Genomic DNA, 14,301 nt, shown 5'->3' on the forward strand with positions numbered 1-14,301 from the left:
CAACAAAAGCCACTCGTAAAGCATGGGCTGGACACTCAACGACATCGACTGGAACGCATTCGACGCCGCGCGCGTCGACCCGCGCTTGCTCGCGCTGGTCAAGGCGGCGGCGCTCGTCGAGGCCAATGCCGCCGACTATGTCGCGTACCTGCGCGGCGTGTTCGCAGGCGACGCGGCCTTCCTGGGCGAAATCACCACCTGGGGTGCCGAGGAAGCCCAGCATGGTTCGGCGCTCGGACGCTGGGCGATGCTGGCGGACCCCAGCTGGGACTTCGACGCCGCCCTCGCGGCCTTCCGCTCGGGCTACCGGATCGAGGTCGACGCCACCGCCTCGATCCGCGGCAGCCGGGCGGGCGAGCTGCTTGCCCGCCAGGTCGTCGAGACCGGCACCTCGAGCTTCTACACCGCGCTCCGCGACGCCGCCGACGAGCCGGTGCTGCGCCGCATCGCCGGGCGCATCGCCGCCGACGAGTTCGCCCACTACCGCCTGTTCGCGCGCACCGCCGAGGCGATGCCACCGCTGCCCTTGCGCGAGCGGCTGCGCATCGCCGTGACACGCTTTGCCGAGGCGGGTGACGACGAGCTGGGGTGGGCGTGGTTCGCGGCGAACGTGCTGCCGGGCGACCCGGCGGCCACCTATACGCCGGGGGTCCACACCCGCGCCTACGCCGCCCACGCGCTCGGGCTGTACCGGCGGCCGCATGTCGAGAACGGGGTGCGGATGACGTTGCGCGCGGTCAGCCTGCGGTCGGACGGGGCGCTGGCGCGCTGGGCGACACGGGTGTTGTGGGGCGCGTTGCGGGTAAAGCGGGCGGTCGCGGCCTAGCGTCGCCTGAGGATCACGTACCACGCTCCGCCACCGCCATGCCGCGGGTGCGCCGGGCGCAGCGCCGCGATCCACGGCCTTAGTGACGGCGACTCGAGCCAGCGCGGCAGCGAGGCACGGATGACGCCGCGCGGGCGGTCGGGGTCGTGGTCCTCGTCGTCGCCCCGCCGCGCGCCCTTGCCGGTGATCACCAGCAGCACCCGCGCGCCCGACAGCGCTGCGTCGCCGATGCGGGCGTGAAGCTCGGCCTCGGCGCGGTTGCCGGTGTAGCCGTGCAGGTCGATGGTCATGTCGGGGCGCAGCGTGCCGCGCATCATGCGCTTGTCCCAGGTGCCGTCGAGCGTCGCGGCGTCGACCGCGATGCGATTGGCGATCGCGGTGCGGCGTGGCGGCGGCGGGGCCTCTGGCGGCTTCTCGGGCAGGCGCATGCCCGGTGGCGGCGGCGGTGGCCGGACCTTGCCGGCGATGGGACGCACCGTCGCCGCAACCCGCGACCACAAGGCCGCATTCTCCTCGGGCGTCGGCGGCTTGCGCTTCACCGGAGCCCGAGGCGCGCGACGCTAGTGGGCGGCAGCAGCAGGACCACTCGACCTTGGGATGCGAGTCCGCCAGCGGTCTTGCGCGCAACCTCGCCAGTCCCCTGGAACAGGTCGAGGCGGTTGGGTCCGCGGATCGCGCCGCCGGTATCCTGCGCGACCATCAGCGTCACGGCGCCACCGCGGTCGAGCCACAACGGCGCGCCAAGTGGCACGAACTTCGGGTCGGCAGCGACGCTGGTGCCCGGCGTGAGCGGGATGTTGAGTGCGCCGGGCGGACCGAGGCCGGGGTCGCCGCCGGGCAGCTTGCGGAAGAAGATCTTGGAGCGGTTCTCGTGCATCAGCGCCGCGCCGCCGTCGGGCTGGGCCTTCATCCAGGCGATGATGCCGTCCATCGTCGCGCCGCCCGACGGGAGCGCGTTGCGCTCGCGCAGCACCTTGCCGATGGCGGTATAGTCGCGCCCGTTCTGGCCGTCGTAGCCGATGCCGACGATGCTGCCGTCGGGCAGCCGCAGCCGCCCCGAACCCTGAATCTCGAGGAAGAACGCGTCGTAGGGATCGGCCGCCCACGCGAGTTCGAGGCCCCGCCCGGCCAGCGCCCCGGCGTCGATCTCGGCGCGGTCGAAATAGGGCACGAAGGCAGTTCCGGCGACCCGCCCGCGGACCTTGCGGCCTTTCAGGCTGTCGGCGAACGCGCCGAGGTCCGCCTCGATCAGGTCGGGCGGACGGCGGTAGAGCGGCACCGCGTAGCCCGGGGCCCGGGTCAGCGAGGCCGCCAGCTCGGGCTCGAAATAGCCGGTGTTGAGCCCGGCACCATCACCGATGCGGACCGCGACGAACTGGCTGGCGAAGAAGCTCCGCGCGTCGGGCGCGGTTGCGGCAGCGGCGCAGGCGGCGGCCCAGTCGCCGGGCTGGGTCAGGCCGCTGACGTCGGTGCGCTTGAGCAGCGCCGGGCACGAGCGGCGGAAGGCGGCGAGTGCGGCGGCGGGACTGGTCGGCGCGACGGCGGCGGTGCCGACGGGCGACGCGGCGCGCACGACGCCGGCTTCACGCGCGGTGGCGGGACCGGTCGCGGCGGGCGGTGTCGCGGTGGATTTCGGCGGAGTCGTGCTGCATGCGGCGAGCAAGGTCAGCACCGCGAGTGTCGCCCAAACGCCCCTCCCCTCGCGGGAGGGGGTGTGCCGCCTCACGGAAAGGCGACGTCGTCGGTGGCGATCAGCAGCCAGTTGGGGTCGAGCGAGGTCGCCAGCCGGCTGAACGTCCAGACGTCGCTGGTCGGCACGGCATCGCTTGTCGAGCCCGAGACGACGGTACCATCCTTGCCGCGGCTGACCGAGACGATATCGGCGTCGAAGCGCACCGTGACCTCGGCCATCGCGCCGATCATCTGCGCCGCGACGATGCTGGCACGGTTGATGCGGACGAGGCGGTTGTCGATGGTGATGCCTTCGGCCTGGCGCTCGGTGACGGCGTGGGCGAAATCGTCGTGGACCTGGTCGGACATCAGGCCCGTGAGGCTGCCGACATCGCCCTTCCAGAACGCTTCGAGGATCTGCGAATACGCACCCTTGGCACCACCGACGAAGCGCACGGGGTCGAAGTTGCGGTCGGCATCGGCGATCTGCTCGAGCGCCGGGGCGAGGCTTGCCTCGGTGTCGGCGGGGAGTTCGAGGGCGCCGCGCGGGGCCGACTCGGTGCCGCGCACGGTCGGGTTCATGACCTCGGCGGCGGGGCCGCGGAACTGGTCGCCGACCGGGCGTTCGCTACCGGTGCGGCGGCCGAGGACGCTGACCAGCCGCAGCCCGATGAAGCCGGCGAGCATCGCCAGCAAAATAATCTCGATCCACGATCCGCCGTCCGCCATCTGGCCTCACCTCAACAACGCGTCGGCTGAAACGCGTATAACACGCTTGCTACAACGCACGACGATAGCAATTCGCAGCACCGGGGTCCATCTCCGCGCCGTTAGTGCGACATGAGTAGCGCTGGAGCCAAGCGCAACCCCCGTTCGCGTCGCCCCGTCCGTCCGGCACCGGCGCGTCCGCCTTGCACCCGCGGAAGCCCCCTGCTAGCCGTCGCGCCGTTTCCACGCCCAGATTATCGAAAGACCGACATGTCCGACGACAGCATCAACGCCGACTTCGCCCCGGAGCCCAACGGCTTCGACGAGGAGGCGGCGACCGGCCCGCAGGTCGGCATCCTGACCCAGTACACCAAGGACCTGTCGTTCGAGAACCCGGGTGCGCCGCAGTCGCTGCAGATGGAAGGCGCCCCGCGCATCGAGATCAACGTCAACGTCAACGCCCGCCGCGCCGGCGACGACGTCTACGAGGTCGAGCTCAAGATCGACGCCCGCGCCGTCAACGGCGAGGCCGTCGCGTTCGTCGTCGAGCTGCTCTACGCCGGGCTGTTCGGCCTGCGGAACATCCCCGAGGAGCAGCTCGAGCCCTTCCTCGTCGTCGAGGCGCCGCGCATCCTGTTCCCGTTCGCGCGCCGGATCATCGCCGACGCCACCCGCGACGGCGGGTTCCCGCCGCTGATGCTGGAGCCGATCGACTTCGGCTCGCTCTACATGGCGCAGCAGCAGGCCGGTGCCGGTAATCCGGCCGGAGTGATTGGCAACGCGTAACTTGCTTCCCTCTCCCCAGCGGGGAGAGGGCGACTCGCACCGCAGGTGCGGCGGGGAGAGGGGCTCTTTCGGAGCATCCCCACCCGGCCCTCTCCCTGGCGCTGTGCGCCTGTCACTACCCCCGCGGGGCGAGCGTCGATGAACCTGCTTCGCGCCACCGGCACGATCGGCGGGCTGACCCTGGTCAGCCGCATCCTCGGCTTTGTCCGCGACATGCTGTTCGCGCGTTTCGCCGGCGCGGGACTCGCGTCCGACTGCTTCCTGATCGCCTTCCGCCTGCCCAACCTGTTCCGCGCCTTGTTTGCGGAAGGGGCCTTCTCCAGCGCCTTCGTGCCGATGTTCAGCCGGCAGGTCGGCGAGCATAACGGCGACACCACCGCCGCCAAGCGCTTCGCCGAGGAGGCTCTGAGCGTCCTGCTACCCGTGCTCGTCGTCTTCACCGGACTGATGATGCTGGCGGCCGGGCCGCTGGTGTACGCGATGACCGGCGGCTTTCCGGGCGCGTCACCGGCCAAGTTCGCGCTCGCCGTCGAGCTGACGCGGGTCACCTTCCCCTATCTGCTGATGATCAGCCTGGTGTCGCTGCTGGGGGGTATCCTCAATTCGCTGCAGCGCTTCTGGGTCAATGCCGCCGCACCGATCCTGCTCAACCTCAGCCTGATCGGCGGGCTGGTCTTCTTCCACTCGTCGAGCGAGATCGGCACCGCGCGGGTCCAGGCGGCGGCGGTTACCGTCGCGGGCATCGCGCAGTTCATCTGGCTGCTGTGGGCCTGCCTGCGCGCCGACGTGAAGCTGAAGCTGCGGCTGCCCAAGCTGACCCCGGCGGTCGTGCGGCTGCTCAAGATCATCTGGCCCGCCGCGCTCGGGGCCGGAGCGCTGCAGTTCAACCTGCTGATCTCGACCGCGCTGGCGGCCCGTTTCCTGCCCGAGGGCGCGGTCAGCTATCTGTATTACGCCGATCGACTCAATCAGTTGCCGCTTGGCCTCGTCGGAATCGGCGTCGGCACCGCGCTGCTGCCGACCCTCGCCCGGCAACTCGGGGCCAGGCAAGACGCGGTCGCGATGCACACCCAGAACCGCGCGATCGAGCTGGTGCTGCTGCTGACGCTCCCCGCTGCGGCTGCGCTGGTGGTCAGTGCGCTGCCGATGATCCGGACGCTGCTGGAGCATGGCCGCTTCACCGCGAGCGCTTCGATCCACTGCGCGCAGGCGCTGGCGTGCTTCTCCCTCGGCCTGCCGGCGTATGTGCTGATCAAGGTGCTGACGCCGGGCTTTTATGCACGGCAGGATACGCGAACCCCGGTGCGCATCGCCATCGCCTCGATGCTGGTCAACCTCGTCGGCAACCTCGCGCTGATCTGGAGCCTCGGCACCAGCGGCATCGCGCTGTCGACGGCGCTCGCGGCCTGGGTCAACGCCATCCTGCTGTGGTGGATACTGCGCAAGCGCGGGCATTTCGTCATCGACGCGAGGCTCAGACGCACCGTCCCGCGCCTGCTCGCCGCTACGGTCGCCATGGCCGCGGTGCTGGCGCTGGCGAACCCGTTGGTCGCACCGTGGATGACCGCCGGCCTGTTCGTGCGGGCCGCCGTGCTGGCGCTCCTGATCGGCGGCGGCTTCCTGGTGTTCGTCGCCGGCTGCGCGCTGTTCCGTGCCGTCAGCGTCTCCGAAGTCCGCGCCCAGTTGAACCGACGGGGCTAGGCCCTTGGTTGTTTCGGCGCGATGTCGTATATGGAACACGGCTTGGTGTTGTTCAGATAGACACCGCATGGACTCGCTGTTTGCTGACGGCGGGTTCAACGAAAGGGCGGGGGCCTGCCAGGGCCCCCGCCCACACTGTCCCGGCGCTAGCGCCGACCCAGCGTCACGATGGCAACAACCAGCGACAGGCCGGTCAATACCAAGGTGATGGCTTGATAATTATTCAGATATAGCACCTCCTTAGGGAGGCATGATTGCCGTGCAATATGGTGTCGCGCGCGGCCGCCCCCCGGCTCGGCATTATGCGATATCGTCACTTAGGCGTAACGAATTCGCGCCGCTGGACACTCCCCGCCCCACCCCCGATAAGCCGCCCCCATGAACCGCGTCTTTTCCGGCATCCAGCCCACCGGCAACCTTCATCTCGGCAACTATCTGGGGGCGATCTCCAACTGGGTGGCGATGCAGGATGCCTATGAGTGCATCTACTGCATCGTCGATCTGCACGCCGTCACCAGCTACACGGAGCCGACCGCCCTGCGTTCGGCGACCCTCGACATGGCGGCCGCCCTGCTCGCCGCGGGCATCGACCCCGAGCGCGCCGTGCTGTTCTGCCAGAGCCGCGTCAGCGCCCATGCCGAGCTCGCGTGGCTGCTCGAGTGCGTCGCCCGCGTCGGCTGGCTCAACCGCATGACCCAGTTCAAGGACAAGGCCGGCAAGGACCGCGAGGGCGCGTCCGTGGGCCTGTACGCCTACCCCGTCCTCCAGGCCGCCGACATCCTGACGTACAAGGCGACGCACGTTCCGGTCGGCGACGACCAGAAGCAGCACCTCGAGCTCGCCCGCGACATCGCCGCCAAGTTCAACACCGACTACAAGGTCGACCTGTTCCCGCTGCCCGAGCCGGTGATCGGCGTCGGCGCGGCGGCGGGCGTGGCCCGGATCATGTCGCTCAGGGACGGCACTGCCAAGATGTCGAAGTCCGACCCGAGCGACCAGAGCCGGATCAACCTCACCGACGATGCCGACGCCATCGCCAACAAGATCAAGCGCGCGAAGACCGACCCCGAGCCGCTGCCGTCCGAAGCCGCCGGGCTGGCCGATCGCCCCGAGGCGCGCAATCTCGTCGGCATCTACGCGGCGCTTCGCGGCAGCACCGTCGATGCCGTGCTCGCCCGGTTCGGCGGGCAGGGTTTCGGCCAGTTCAAGCCCGCCCTGGCGGAGTTGACGGTAGCGACGCTCGCCCCGATCAATGCCCGCTACCTTGCGCTGCGCGGTGACGAGACCCAGATTGAGGCTGTACTCACGTCGGGTGCGGAACGAGCCCGCGCGATTGCCGCACCCGTACTATCGCAAGTCCATGAAGTCATGGGATTTCTTCGATAACGGTTCGCGCCGAATCCGCGAGGGTTCAGTTGCGGTTCACACGTACAGTCTGATAATTCATACGCTTCACCCCGGTCAGGACGTTTCCAAAATGCGTACCGTCGCTCTTGCACTGCTTCTCGGCCTTGCCGCCTGCTCGACGCCTTTCGAGGCGCGCGTCAACCGCTTTCAGCAGCTTCCCGCCCCGCAGGGCCAGACCTTCGCGATCCAGGCCCATGACCGCAGCAAGGCCGGCAGCCTCGAGTTCGCCACCTACGCCGGCATGATCCGCTCGCATCTGCTTGCCGCCGGGTTCGGCGAAGCCAGCTCGACCGGCGCTGCCAGCCTGGTCGTCGATCTCGACTATGCGGTCAGCCAGCCGCGCGAGAAGGTCCAGAGCTATCCCGGTTACGGCGGCTTCGGTTACGGTGGCTACGGCGGCGGCTGGGGCGGTTGGGGCGGCGGCTATGGCGGCTTCGGCCGTTACGGCGGGCGCTTCGGCGGCTTTGGCGGCTACGGCGGCTTCGGCTACGGCGGCCTGTGGGGCGGCGGTTACCCCGAGGTCTACAGCACCACCTTGTTCAACAGCTACGTCGCGATGCGGATCAGCCGCTCCGCCGACAACCAGAGCGTCTTCGAAGGCCGCGCCGAGACCGTCAGCCAGACCAACGACCTGACCCGGCTGGTGCCGCCGCTGGTCGATGCGCTATTCACGGGCTTCCCGGGCAACTCGGGCGAGACCATCCGGGTGCGCCTGCCCGAACTTCCGGCGAAGGCCGCGATCAAGAAGGCACCGTCGGGCTACGCACCGGGCTGACGGTCGATGCCGACGGCGGTCGGGTGCGGTGCGCCCGACTTGCCGTGGCGTGCGATGGGCGTAGCATGGCGTCGATGGATGCCAGCTACCTCGTCGTCGTCGATGACACCCCCGAAAGTCGCGTCGCGCTGCGCTGGGCGACGCTTCGTGCGTCCAACGTCGGCGCGCGGCTGAACCTCCTCCACACCGTTCCCAAGACCGAGTTCATGGCGTTCGGCGGCGTCCAGGCGACGCTGGAGGCGGAGGCCAATGCCGCTGCCGACACCCTGCTCAGCGGCATCGCGGCGCAGTGCGAGAAGTGGACCGGTGCCCGCCCCGGGCTGATCGTGCGCAGCGGCGAGGCGACCGTGGCGATCATGGAGGTCGTTGCCGCCGACCCGACGATCCGTGCCCTCGTGCTCGGTGCCGCGGTCAAGGGCGCGCCGGGCCCGCTGGTGACCTTCTTCGCCGGTGAGCGCGCCGGCACCCTGCCCTGCCTGGTGATGATCGTGCCGGGCGGGCTCGACGATGCGCGGCTCCAAGCGCTGGCGTAAGCTTGCTCATCGCTTGATTAACCCTCCGCGCCGCGCCACATGAGCGGCAACGGAGACAGTCCCATGTTCATCGAGACCGAGCGCACGCCGAACCCGGCGACCCTGAAGTTCCTGCCAGGCCGGCCGGTACTGGAAGGCGGCACCGCCGATTTCGCGACGCCCGAGGATGCCGAGACCTCGCCGCTCGCCGCCGCGCTGTTCGGCCTCGGCGACGTCGAGCGCGTGTTCTTCGGCAACGACTTCGTCTCGGTGACCAAGTCTGAGGGCTCGGCCGACTGGACCAGCCTCAAGGTCCAGGTGCTGGGCGTCCTCGTCGACCATTTCAGCAGCGGTGCGCCGCTGTTCTCAGGTGTCGCCGCGACCGCCGAGATGGCCGTCACCGACGACCCGGAGGATGCCGACATCGTTGCCCAGATCAACGAACTCCTCGACGAGCGCGTCCGGCCGCAGGTTGCCAACGACGGCGGCGACATCGTCTATCGCGGCTTCCAGCGCGGCATCGTCTACCTGCAGATGCAGGGCGCCTGCTCCGGCTGCCCGTCGTCGTCGGCGACGCTGAAGCAGGGGATCGAGTCGCTGCTCAAATATTACGTGCCCGAAGTCGTCGAAGTCCGTGCCGTCTGAGGCGCTGACCATGGCCCACCCGATCGGCGACGCCGCGCTCGATACGCTGTTCCGGCAGGCGCACACCGCCTACAAATGGACCGATCGCCCGGTCCCCGAAGCGACGCTGCGGGAGCTGTATGACCTCGTGAAGCTCGGGCCGACGTCGGCGAACGCATCGCCGGCGCGGCTGATCTTCTGCACCAGCGACGACGCGCGTGGCCGCCTTGCCGCCCATGTCTCGGCCAACAACCGCCCACGTGTGCTCGCCGCGCCGGTGACGGTGATCATCGGCCACGACATGGAGTTCCACGAGCGCCTGCCAGAGCTGTTCCCTTTCGCCGACGCGCGCAGCTGGTTCGCCGGCAACGATGCGCTGATCGCCGAGACCGCGATGCGCAACGGCTCGCTGCAGGGCGCCTACCTGATCCTCGCGGCGCGCGCGCTCGGGCTCGATACCGGGCCGATGTCGGGCTTCGACATCCCGGCCGTCGACGCCGATTTCTGGGCCGGCACCACCGTCCGCACCAACTTCATCTGCTCGCTCGGCTATGGCGACCCGGCCGGCAACAACCCGCGCGCGCCCAAGCTCGCGTTCGAGGACGCCGCGCAAATCCTGTGACGATTCTCGTAATCGACACCGCCCTCGCCGCCCATTCGATCGCGTTGCTCGACGGGGCGGCGGTGCTGGCGTGGCACCACGAGATCATCGAGCGCGGCCACGCCGAGGCCCTGATGCCCGCCCTTGCCGCGCTGATGCAGCGCGCCGGGGTCGAGCGGCCCGACGCGGTCCTCGTCGACACCGGCCCAGGCAGCTTCACCGGCCTGCGCATCGGCATCGCCGCGGCGCGCGCCCTCGGCCTGGCCTGGGGCGTGCCGGTCACCGGCTACCGCTCGCTGGCCTTGATCGCCGCGCCGCTGTTCGCCGCCGATCCGGGACTCGAGCGCCTGTCCGTCGTTGCCGAGGCCGGGCGTGGACAGCTGTTCCTGCAGGTCCTCGACCGCAACCTCGCCGATGTCGCCGAACCCCTTGCCCTCGATGCAGCAGCGGTGGCCGCGCGCCTCGATCCAACGCTTCCCCTCGCCGGACCGGGCGCGGCCCGAGTCGCGGCGCTGGGCAACTTCCGCGTCGTCGGCGAAGCGTGGCCCGATGCGCGCGACGCGGCGCTGCTGCCCCCCGCCGCGCGCGCGTTGTCGCCCGACCCGCTCTACGTCCGTCCGCCCGACGCGGTACCGACCGCGGTGGCGGCATGAGTGTCCGCCTCGTCTCCGGCGGCAGCGGCGACCTCGACGCACTGACCAAGATCACCGCGGAAGCCTTCGACCCGCGCTTCGGCGAGGCGTGGTCGGCGACGCAGTTGCGCGGCACGCTGGCGCAACCGGGCAGTTGGCTGCGGATCGCGGTCGACGGCGACGCCGCTGTCGGCTTCACCCTGTGCCGGGTGATCGTCGACGAGGCCGAGCTGCTGCTGATCGCGGTCGCACCCGGCGCGCGCGGCACCGGGGTGGGGCGGCTGCTGCTCGACGCGGCGCTCGAGGATGCGCGGGGTCGCGGTGTCACCTCGATGTTCCTCGAGATGCGCGACGGCAACGCGGCCGGCAGCGCGCTCTACCATGGCCGCGGCTTCGTCGAGGTCGGACGGCGCCGCGACTATTACCGCGGTGCGGAGGCACAGCGCTTCGACGCGATCACCATGCGCCGGAGCCTGAACCCATGACTGCGCCTGAACACATGAACAAGAGCGCCGTCGTCCTGCTGTCGGGCGGTCTCGACTCGACCACCGTCGCTGCGATCGCACGCGAGCAGGGCTACCGTGTGCTGGCGCTGACCGTCGACTACAACCAGCGCCACCGCATCGAGCTCGACGCTGCCGCACGGGTCGCGGCGCTGTATGCCGAGCGCCACATCGTGTTGCCACTCGACCTGTCGGGCTTTGGTGGCTCGGCGCTGACCGCCGACATCGACGTGCCGAAAGAGGGCGTCATGCCCGGCATCCCGGTGACCTATGTCCCGGCGCGCAACACGATCTTCCTGTCGGTCGCGCTCGGCTGGGCCGAGGCGGCAGGCGCGCGCGACCTGTTCATCGGCGTCAACGCGCTCGACTATTCGGGCTATCCCGACTGCCGGCCGGAGTTCATCGCCGGCTTCGAACGCCTCGCGAACCTCGCCACCAAGGCCGGCGTCGAGGGCGAGGGCTTCACCGTCCACACGCCGCTGGCCGCCATGACCAAGGCCGATATCGTCCGCGAGGGCACGCGGCTCGGCGTCGACTTCGGCATGACCTGGAGCTGCTATGACCCCGATGGCGGCAAGCACTGCGGCCGCTGCGACTCGTGCCGGCTCAGGCACAAGGGCTTCGTCGAGGCCGGGATCGCGGACCCGACGATCTATGTGGCCGACCCGACGACAGTGTCATCCCGGGCTTGACCCGGGACCCAGCTTCCTCCGGAGTCCGAGCGCTGGGTCAGCTGGGTCCCGGGTCAAGCCCGGGATGACAGTCCAGCAGCGGCCAGACGCTAGTGGATCCGCTCCATCTGCTCCTTGAGGCGCAGTTTTTCGCGCTTCAATTCGGCCAGCCTGACCGAGTCGGGAACGGGCCGTTGTCCTTCGCGCAGTACCGAAGCCTCGAGCTGCGCATGACGGGCGGCGAGGGTGTTCAGGTGCGCGTTCGGCATGGGGCGATCCCTTGGCTGGTGCGACGTAACCCGACGAACAAATCAGAGGATTGCCGCATTGTCCCGATTAATTTTTGACGGCAGGTCATGTTAAGGGTTTAGCGGGTCGGGTTGAGCGGAGGACGCGTGGAAGAAGTCGAACTGCGCGCGCGACTCGAAGCGCTGACCCATGAGCACCGCGACCTCGATGCCGCGATCGAGGCGCTGCGCGGCATGCCCGGGCACGACCAGATCCAGCTCGCGCGCCTCAAGAAGCGCAAGTTGCGACTCCGCGACGATATCGCCCACGTCCAGGACCAGCTGATCCCCGACCTGATCGCCTGACGCCCGGCGACGTGCGTCGGGCCGGCACTGCCTGCCGGGCGGGATATCTGCTATGGCGATGGCGTTGTTTGGGAGGCAGCGATGATAAAATCCTTGGGTGTGACGGCTCGTATGGCGGCTCTGGTCGCCTTGAGTGTTCCGGCGGCAACGACCGCAGCGGCTTCGATTCTCGGCAACGGGCTCGGGCGCGAGTGTTATCTCGCAGCGGAAACCGCGACGACGTCGCGGTCCGGGATGGAGGCCTGCGACCGGGCCATCAACGATGAGGCGCAAACCCTCAACGACCGCGCCGCGACCTTCGTCAACCGCGGCATCGTCCACATGCAGGCGAAGGAGCTGAACGCCGCGATCGCCGACTTCGACGCCGCGATCCGGGCGCGCCCCGAAACCGCGGAGGCCTATGTCAACAAGGGCATCGCGCTGGTCCACCTCGGCAACCACGACCGTGACGCGGTCGAGCTGCTGACGCTCGGACTGGCCCGCAACCCGGCGCGCCCGGAGGTCGCCTATTACGTCCGCGGCATCGCCAACGAGCAGCTCGGCGAAACCCGCGACGCGTACGACGACTATACCCGCGCCGCCGCGCTCAAGCCCGGCTGGGCCGAGCCGGTCGCGCAGCTGGAGCGGTTCACGGTGCGGCGGAAGGCGACGGCCGGGGTTTGAGGGGTCTAGCGACTGGTCCCCGGTAGGTTCGCTCCGCCCTTTCCCCGTCATCCCCGCGCAGGCGGGGACCCATCAGCCCAAAATCTGTGGTGATGGGTCCCCGCCTGCGCGGGGATGACGACCGGGGATCGTAGCCGCCCCCCAAACGAAAACGGGGCGGAGGTCACCCTCCGCCCCGCATCCTACGCTACGGTCGAGGTTACTCGGCCGCGGCGCGCTCGACGTCGATCAGGTTCGAGTTGGCCGGGGCCAGCGGGGCACCGATCTCGACCTTGCGGGGCTTCTTGTGCTCCGGGATCTCGCGGACCAGCTCGACGGTGAGCAGGCCGTTCTCGAAGCCCGCGCCGGTCACCTTGATGGTGTCGGCGAGCTGGAAGCGACGCTCGAAGGCGCGCTTGGCGATGCCGCGGTGGAGGAACTGACGCTCCTCGCCCTTGGCCTCGGCGTCGGCCTTGCCGGTGACGACCAGGGTGTTCTCCTGGACGGTCAGCTCGAGTTCTTTCTGGCTGAAGCCGGCAACGGCCATGGCGATGCGGTAGGCACCGTCACCGACCTTCTCGATGTTGTACGGGGGGAAGCCGCCGTCGGCGTTCTCGGGGCGGCCGGCGAACTCGACGAGGCGGTTCAGGCCTTCGAAGCCGATCGAGGAACGGAGGAGCGGCGAAATGTCGAAGCTACGCATTTTCTTCATCCTTTGCTAAGCGATGTTACAGTGCCCCCGCCCAACCGGGCCGGGAGTGCGGACGGCCCCGATAGGCAACCGTCACGAGGAGGAATCTAGGTGGCGCGCGGCGGGCTTCAAGAGGTCGACGAAGCGCTGGTGATGCGTCTCCATGAGAACGCGCTGCGACTCGGCGACGAGGCTCGGCGGCAGTTTTCCGGAGATTGGCGGCGCGGCCTCGACGCTGCCGGGCAAGCCGACGTGACGATCGGCGCGCTGGCGATCTCGACCCGGCTGATGGAGGTGATGACCTGGCTGCTGACCGCGCAGGCGGTAGCGGCACACGAGGTCAGCGACCCCGGCCCGGCGGTGTGGCGCGCGAGCGCCGCTCCGTCGGTTTTGCCCGGCCGCCTCGGGGAGCTTGCCGTAGCGGTCGACCGGCTTTACGGGCGCATCGTCGCAACCGACGCGGAGGTCCGATGAGCGCCCTGTTCCATTTGGCCTTTCCGGTCGACGATCTCGACGCCGCGCGCGGTTTCTACAGCGGCGTGCTCGGCTGCCCGGAAGGCCGCAGCGATGCGCGCTGGGTCGATTTCGACTTCCGCGGCCACCAGATCACCGCCCACCTCGCGCCGCGGGCGCCCGAGGCTGCGAACGACGTCGACGACCATGCCGTGCCGGTTCCGCACTTCGGGCTGATCGTCGACATGATGTCGTGGGAGGACCTGCGCGACCGGCTGGTGGCGGCGGGCACGGACTTCATCATCGCGCCGTATTTGCGCTTTGCCGGCGAACCGGGCGAGCAGGCGACGATGTTCCTGCGCGACCCGGCGGGCAATGCGATCGAGTTCAAGGCGTTCGCCGACCTCGAGTCGCTGTACGAGCGCTCGCTGCCATAGGCCCGCAGCTTGACCTGTAGGAACCTTTATGGTACGTGGTGCACGCCCTGAAGGTCCGCTCAGTTGAT

General features: G+C 69.4%; 20 protein-coding genes. 15 read left to right on the forward strand and 5 right to left on the reverse strand.

Annotated elements, in window-relative coordinates; genetic code table 11:
- Positions 1-22 precede the first annotated feature (22 nt).
- Positions 23-826 (forward strand): ferritin-like domain-containing protein, encoded by an 804-nt coding sequence (locus tag KX816_17925; protein QXQ06049.1) that lies wholly within the window; start codon positions 23-25, stop codon positions 824-826.
- Here KX816_17925 and KX816_17930 read toward each other — a convergent pair.
- The 3 genes from KX816_17930 to KX816_17940 all read right to left on the reverse strand — a co-directional run bounded on the left by KX816_17930 (position 823) and on the right by KX816_17940 (position 3,226).
- Positions 823-1,254, reverse strand: coding sequence for a Smr/MutS family protein (locus tag KX816_17930; GenBank protein QXQ08658.1), 432 nt, complete (start codon positions 1,252-1,254; stop codon positions 823-825). The two genes, KX816_17925 and KX816_17930, sit on opposite strands and share 4 nt — an antisense overlap.
- Before the next feature lie 107 nt (positions 1,255-1,361).
- Positions 1,362-2,552 carry a murein transglycosylase A gene (locus KX816_17935; GenBank protein ID QXQ06050.1) on the reverse strand — a complete coding sequence of 397 codons (1,191 nt, stop codon included), beginning with the start codon at positions 2,550-2,552 and terminating at the stop codon, positions 1,362-1,364.
- Positions 2,549-3,226 (reverse strand): Tim44/TimA family putative adaptor protein, encoded by a 678-nt coding sequence (locus KX816_17940; protein ID QXQ06051.1) that lies wholly within the window; start codon positions 3,224-3,226, stop codon positions 2,549-2,551. Before KX816_17940 ends, KX816_17935 begins: the two co-directional genes overlap by 4 nt.
- Before the next feature lie 249 nt (positions 3,227-3,475).
- On the opposite strand from KX816_17940, the gene secB reads away from it, so the two are divergent.
- The 10 genes from secB (at position 3,476) to queC (ending at position 11,438) form a co-directional block, all read left to right on the forward strand.
- Positions 3,476-3,991 (forward strand): protein-export chaperone SecB, encoded by a 516-nt coding sequence (gene secB / locus KX816_17945; protein QXQ06052.1) that lies wholly within the window; start codon positions 3,476-3,478, stop codon positions 3,989-3,991.
- 138 nt (positions 3,992-4,129) lie between these two features.
- Positions 4,130-5,692 carry a murein biosynthesis integral membrane protein MurJ gene (murJ, locus tag KX816_17950; protein ID QXQ06053.1) on the forward strand — a complete coding sequence of 521 codons (1,563 nt, stop codon included), beginning with the start codon at positions 4,130-4,132 and terminating at the stop codon, positions 5,690-5,692.
- Between the two features lie 378 nt (positions 5,693-6,070).
- The gene (gene trpS / locus KX816_17955; GenBank protein ID QXQ06054.1) at positions 6,071-7,078 is read left to right on the forward strand and encodes a tryptophan--tRNA ligase; all 1,008 of its coding nucleotides are present in this window, start codon (positions 6,071-6,073) and stop codon (positions 7,076-7,078) included.
- A 91-nt stretch (positions 7,079-7,169) separates the two neighbouring features.
- The gene (locus tag KX816_17960; GenBank protein QXQ06055.1) at positions 7,170-7,874 is read left to right on the forward strand and encodes a DUF4136 domain-containing protein; all 705 of its coding nucleotides are present in this window, start codon (positions 7,170-7,172) and stop codon (positions 7,872-7,874) included.
- A 74-nt stretch (positions 7,875-7,948) separates the two neighbouring features.
- Positions 7,949-8,407, forward strand: a complete 459-nt coding sequence (locus tag KX816_17965) for a universal stress protein (protein ID QXQ08659.1) — start codon at positions 7,949-7,951, stop codon at positions 8,405-8,407.
- 63 nt (positions 8,408-8,470) lie between these two features.
- Entirely contained in the window at positions 8,471-9,031 is a 561-nt protein-coding gene (locus KX816_17970; GenBank protein QXQ06056.1) for a NifU family protein, read from the forward strand.
- 10 nt (positions 9,032-9,041) lie between these two features.
- Positions 9,042-9,632, forward strand: a complete 591-nt coding sequence (locus tag KX816_17975) for a malonic semialdehyde reductase (GenBank protein QXQ06057.1) — start codon at positions 9,042-9,044, stop codon at positions 9,630-9,632.
- Positions 9,629-10,264, forward strand: coding sequence for a tRNA (adenosine(37)-N6)-threonylcarbamoyltransferase complex dimerization subunit type 1 TsaB (gene tsaB, locus KX816_17980; GenBank protein ID QXQ06058.1), 636 nt, complete (start codon positions 9,629-9,631; stop codon positions 10,262-10,264). The genes KX816_17975 and tsaB overlap by 4 nt, the downstream gene beginning before the upstream one ends.
- On the forward strand, positions 10,261-10,728 hold the full coding sequence (gene rimI, locus KX816_17985; protein QXQ06059.1) for a ribosomal protein S18-alanine N-acetyltransferase: 468 nt from the start codon (positions 10,261-10,263) through the stop codon (positions 10,726-10,728). Before tsaB ends, rimI begins: the two co-directional genes overlap by 4 nt.
- The gene (gene queC / locus KX816_17990) at positions 10,725-11,438 is read left to right on the forward strand and encodes a 7-cyano-7-deazaguanine synthase QueC (protein QXQ06060.1); all 714 of its coding nucleotides are present in this window, start codon (positions 10,725-10,727) and stop codon (positions 11,436-11,438) included. Before rimI ends, queC begins: the two co-directional genes overlap by 4 nt.
- A gap of 89 nt (positions 11,439-11,527) precedes the next feature.
- Here the strand turns inward: queC and KX816_17995 are convergent, their stop codons facing one another.
- Positions 11,528-11,686 carry a YdcH family protein gene (locus KX816_17995; protein ID QXQ06061.1) on the reverse strand — a complete coding sequence of 53 codons (159 nt, stop codon included), beginning with the start codon at positions 11,684-11,686 and terminating at the stop codon, positions 11,528-11,530.
- A 126-nt stretch (positions 11,687-11,812) separates the two neighbouring features.
- On the opposite strand from KX816_17995, the gene KX816_18000 reads away from it, so the two are divergent.
- The gene (locus KX816_18000; protein QXQ06062.1) at positions 11,813-12,010 is read left to right on the forward strand and encodes a DUF465 domain-containing protein; all 198 of its coding nucleotides are present in this window, start codon (positions 11,813-11,815) and stop codon (positions 12,008-12,010) included.
- A gap of 99 nt (positions 12,011-12,109) precedes the next feature.
- Positions 12,110-12,673: a tetratricopeptide repeat protein gene (locus KX816_18005; protein ID QXQ06063.1), complete on the forward strand. Its 564-nt coding sequence runs from the start codon at positions 12,110-12,112 to the stop codon at positions 12,671-12,673.
- A 199-nt stretch (positions 12,674-12,872) separates the two neighbouring features.
- Here the strand turns inward: KX816_18005 and KX816_18010 are convergent, their stop codons facing one another.
- Positions 12,873-13,355, reverse strand: coding sequence for an Hsp20 family protein (locus KX816_18010; protein ID QXQ06064.1), 483 nt, complete (start codon positions 13,353-13,355; stop codon positions 12,873-12,875).
- Between the two features lie 99 nt (positions 13,356-13,454).
- Between KX816_18010 and KX816_18015 the strand changes: the two genes are divergently transcribed.
- Positions 13,455-13,817: a DUF1465 family protein gene (locus tag KX816_18015; protein QXQ06065.1), complete on the forward strand. Its 363-nt coding sequence runs from the start codon at positions 13,455-13,457 to the stop codon at positions 13,815-13,817.
- The gene (locus tag KX816_18020; protein ID QXQ06066.1) at positions 13,814-14,233 is read left to right on the forward strand and encodes a VOC family protein; all 420 of its coding nucleotides are present in this window, start codon (positions 13,814-13,816) and stop codon (positions 14,231-14,233) included. Before KX816_18015 ends, KX816_18020 begins: the two co-directional genes overlap by 4 nt.
- Positions 14,234-14,301: the final 68 nt, after the last annotated feature.

This window comes from Sphingosinicellaceae bacterium, assembly GCA_019285715.1.
GTDB lineage: Bacteria > Pseudomonadota > Alphaproteobacteria > Sphingomonadales > Sphingomonadaceae > Glacieibacterium.

Excerpts from the sequence above, each read along its gene's own strand:
- KX816_17925 (QXQ06049.1), top strand. The coding sequence starts at position 23 with ATGGGCTGGACACTCAACGACATCGACTGGAACGCATTCGACGCCGCG.
- KX816_17930 (QXQ08658.1), bottom strand. The coding sequence starts at position 1,254 with ATGCGCCTGCCCGAGAAGCCGCCAGAGGCCCCGCCGCCGCCACGCCGC.
- KX816_17940 (QXQ06051.1), bottom strand. The coding sequence starts at position 3,226 with ATGGCGGACGGCGGATCGTGGATCGAGATTATTTTGCTGGCGATGCTC.
- secB (QXQ06052.1), top strand. The coding sequence starts at position 3,476 with ATGTCCGACGACAGCATCAACGCCGACTTCGCCCCGGAGCCCAACGGC.
- murJ (QXQ06053.1), top strand. The coding sequence starts at position 4,130 with ATGAACCTGCTTCGCGCCACCGGCACGATCGGCGGGCTGACCCTGGTC.
- trpS (QXQ06054.1), top strand. The coding sequence starts at position 6,071 with ATGAACCGCGTCTTTTCCGGCATCCAGCCCACCGGCAACCTTCATCTC.
- KX816_17960 (QXQ06055.1), top strand. The coding sequence starts at position 7,170 with ATGCGTACCGTCGCTCTTGCACTGCTTCTCGGCCTTGCCGCCTGCTCG.
- KX816_17965 (QXQ08659.1), top strand. The coding sequence starts at position 7,949 with ATGGATGCCAGCTACCTCGTCGTCGTCGATGACACCCCCGAAAGTCGC.
- KX816_17970 (QXQ06056.1), top strand. The coding sequence starts at position 8,471 with ATGTTCATCGAGACCGAGCGCACGCCGAACCCGGCGACCCTGAAGTTC.
- KX816_17975 (QXQ06057.1), top strand. The coding sequence starts at position 9,042 with ATGGCCCACCCGATCGGCGACGCCGCGCTCGATACGCTGTTCCGGCAG.
- rimI (QXQ06059.1), top strand. The coding sequence starts at position 10,261 with ATGAGTGTCCGCCTCGTCTCCGGCGGCAGCGGCGACCTCGACGCACTG.
- queC (QXQ06060.1), top strand. The coding sequence starts at position 10,725 with ATGACTGCGCCTGAACACATGAACAAGAGCGCCGTCGTCCTGCTGTCG.
- KX816_17995 (QXQ06061.1), bottom strand. The coding sequence starts at position 11,686 with ATGCCGAACGCGCACCTGAACACCCTCGCCGCCCGTCATGCGCAGCTC.
- KX816_18010 (QXQ06064.1), bottom strand. The coding sequence starts at position 13,355 with ATGCGTAGCTTCGACATTTCGCCGCTCCTCCGTTCCTCGATCGGCTTC.
- KX816_18020 (QXQ06066.1), top strand. The coding sequence starts at position 13,814 with ATGAGCGCCCTGTTCCATTTGGCCTTTCCGGTCGACGATCTCGACGCC.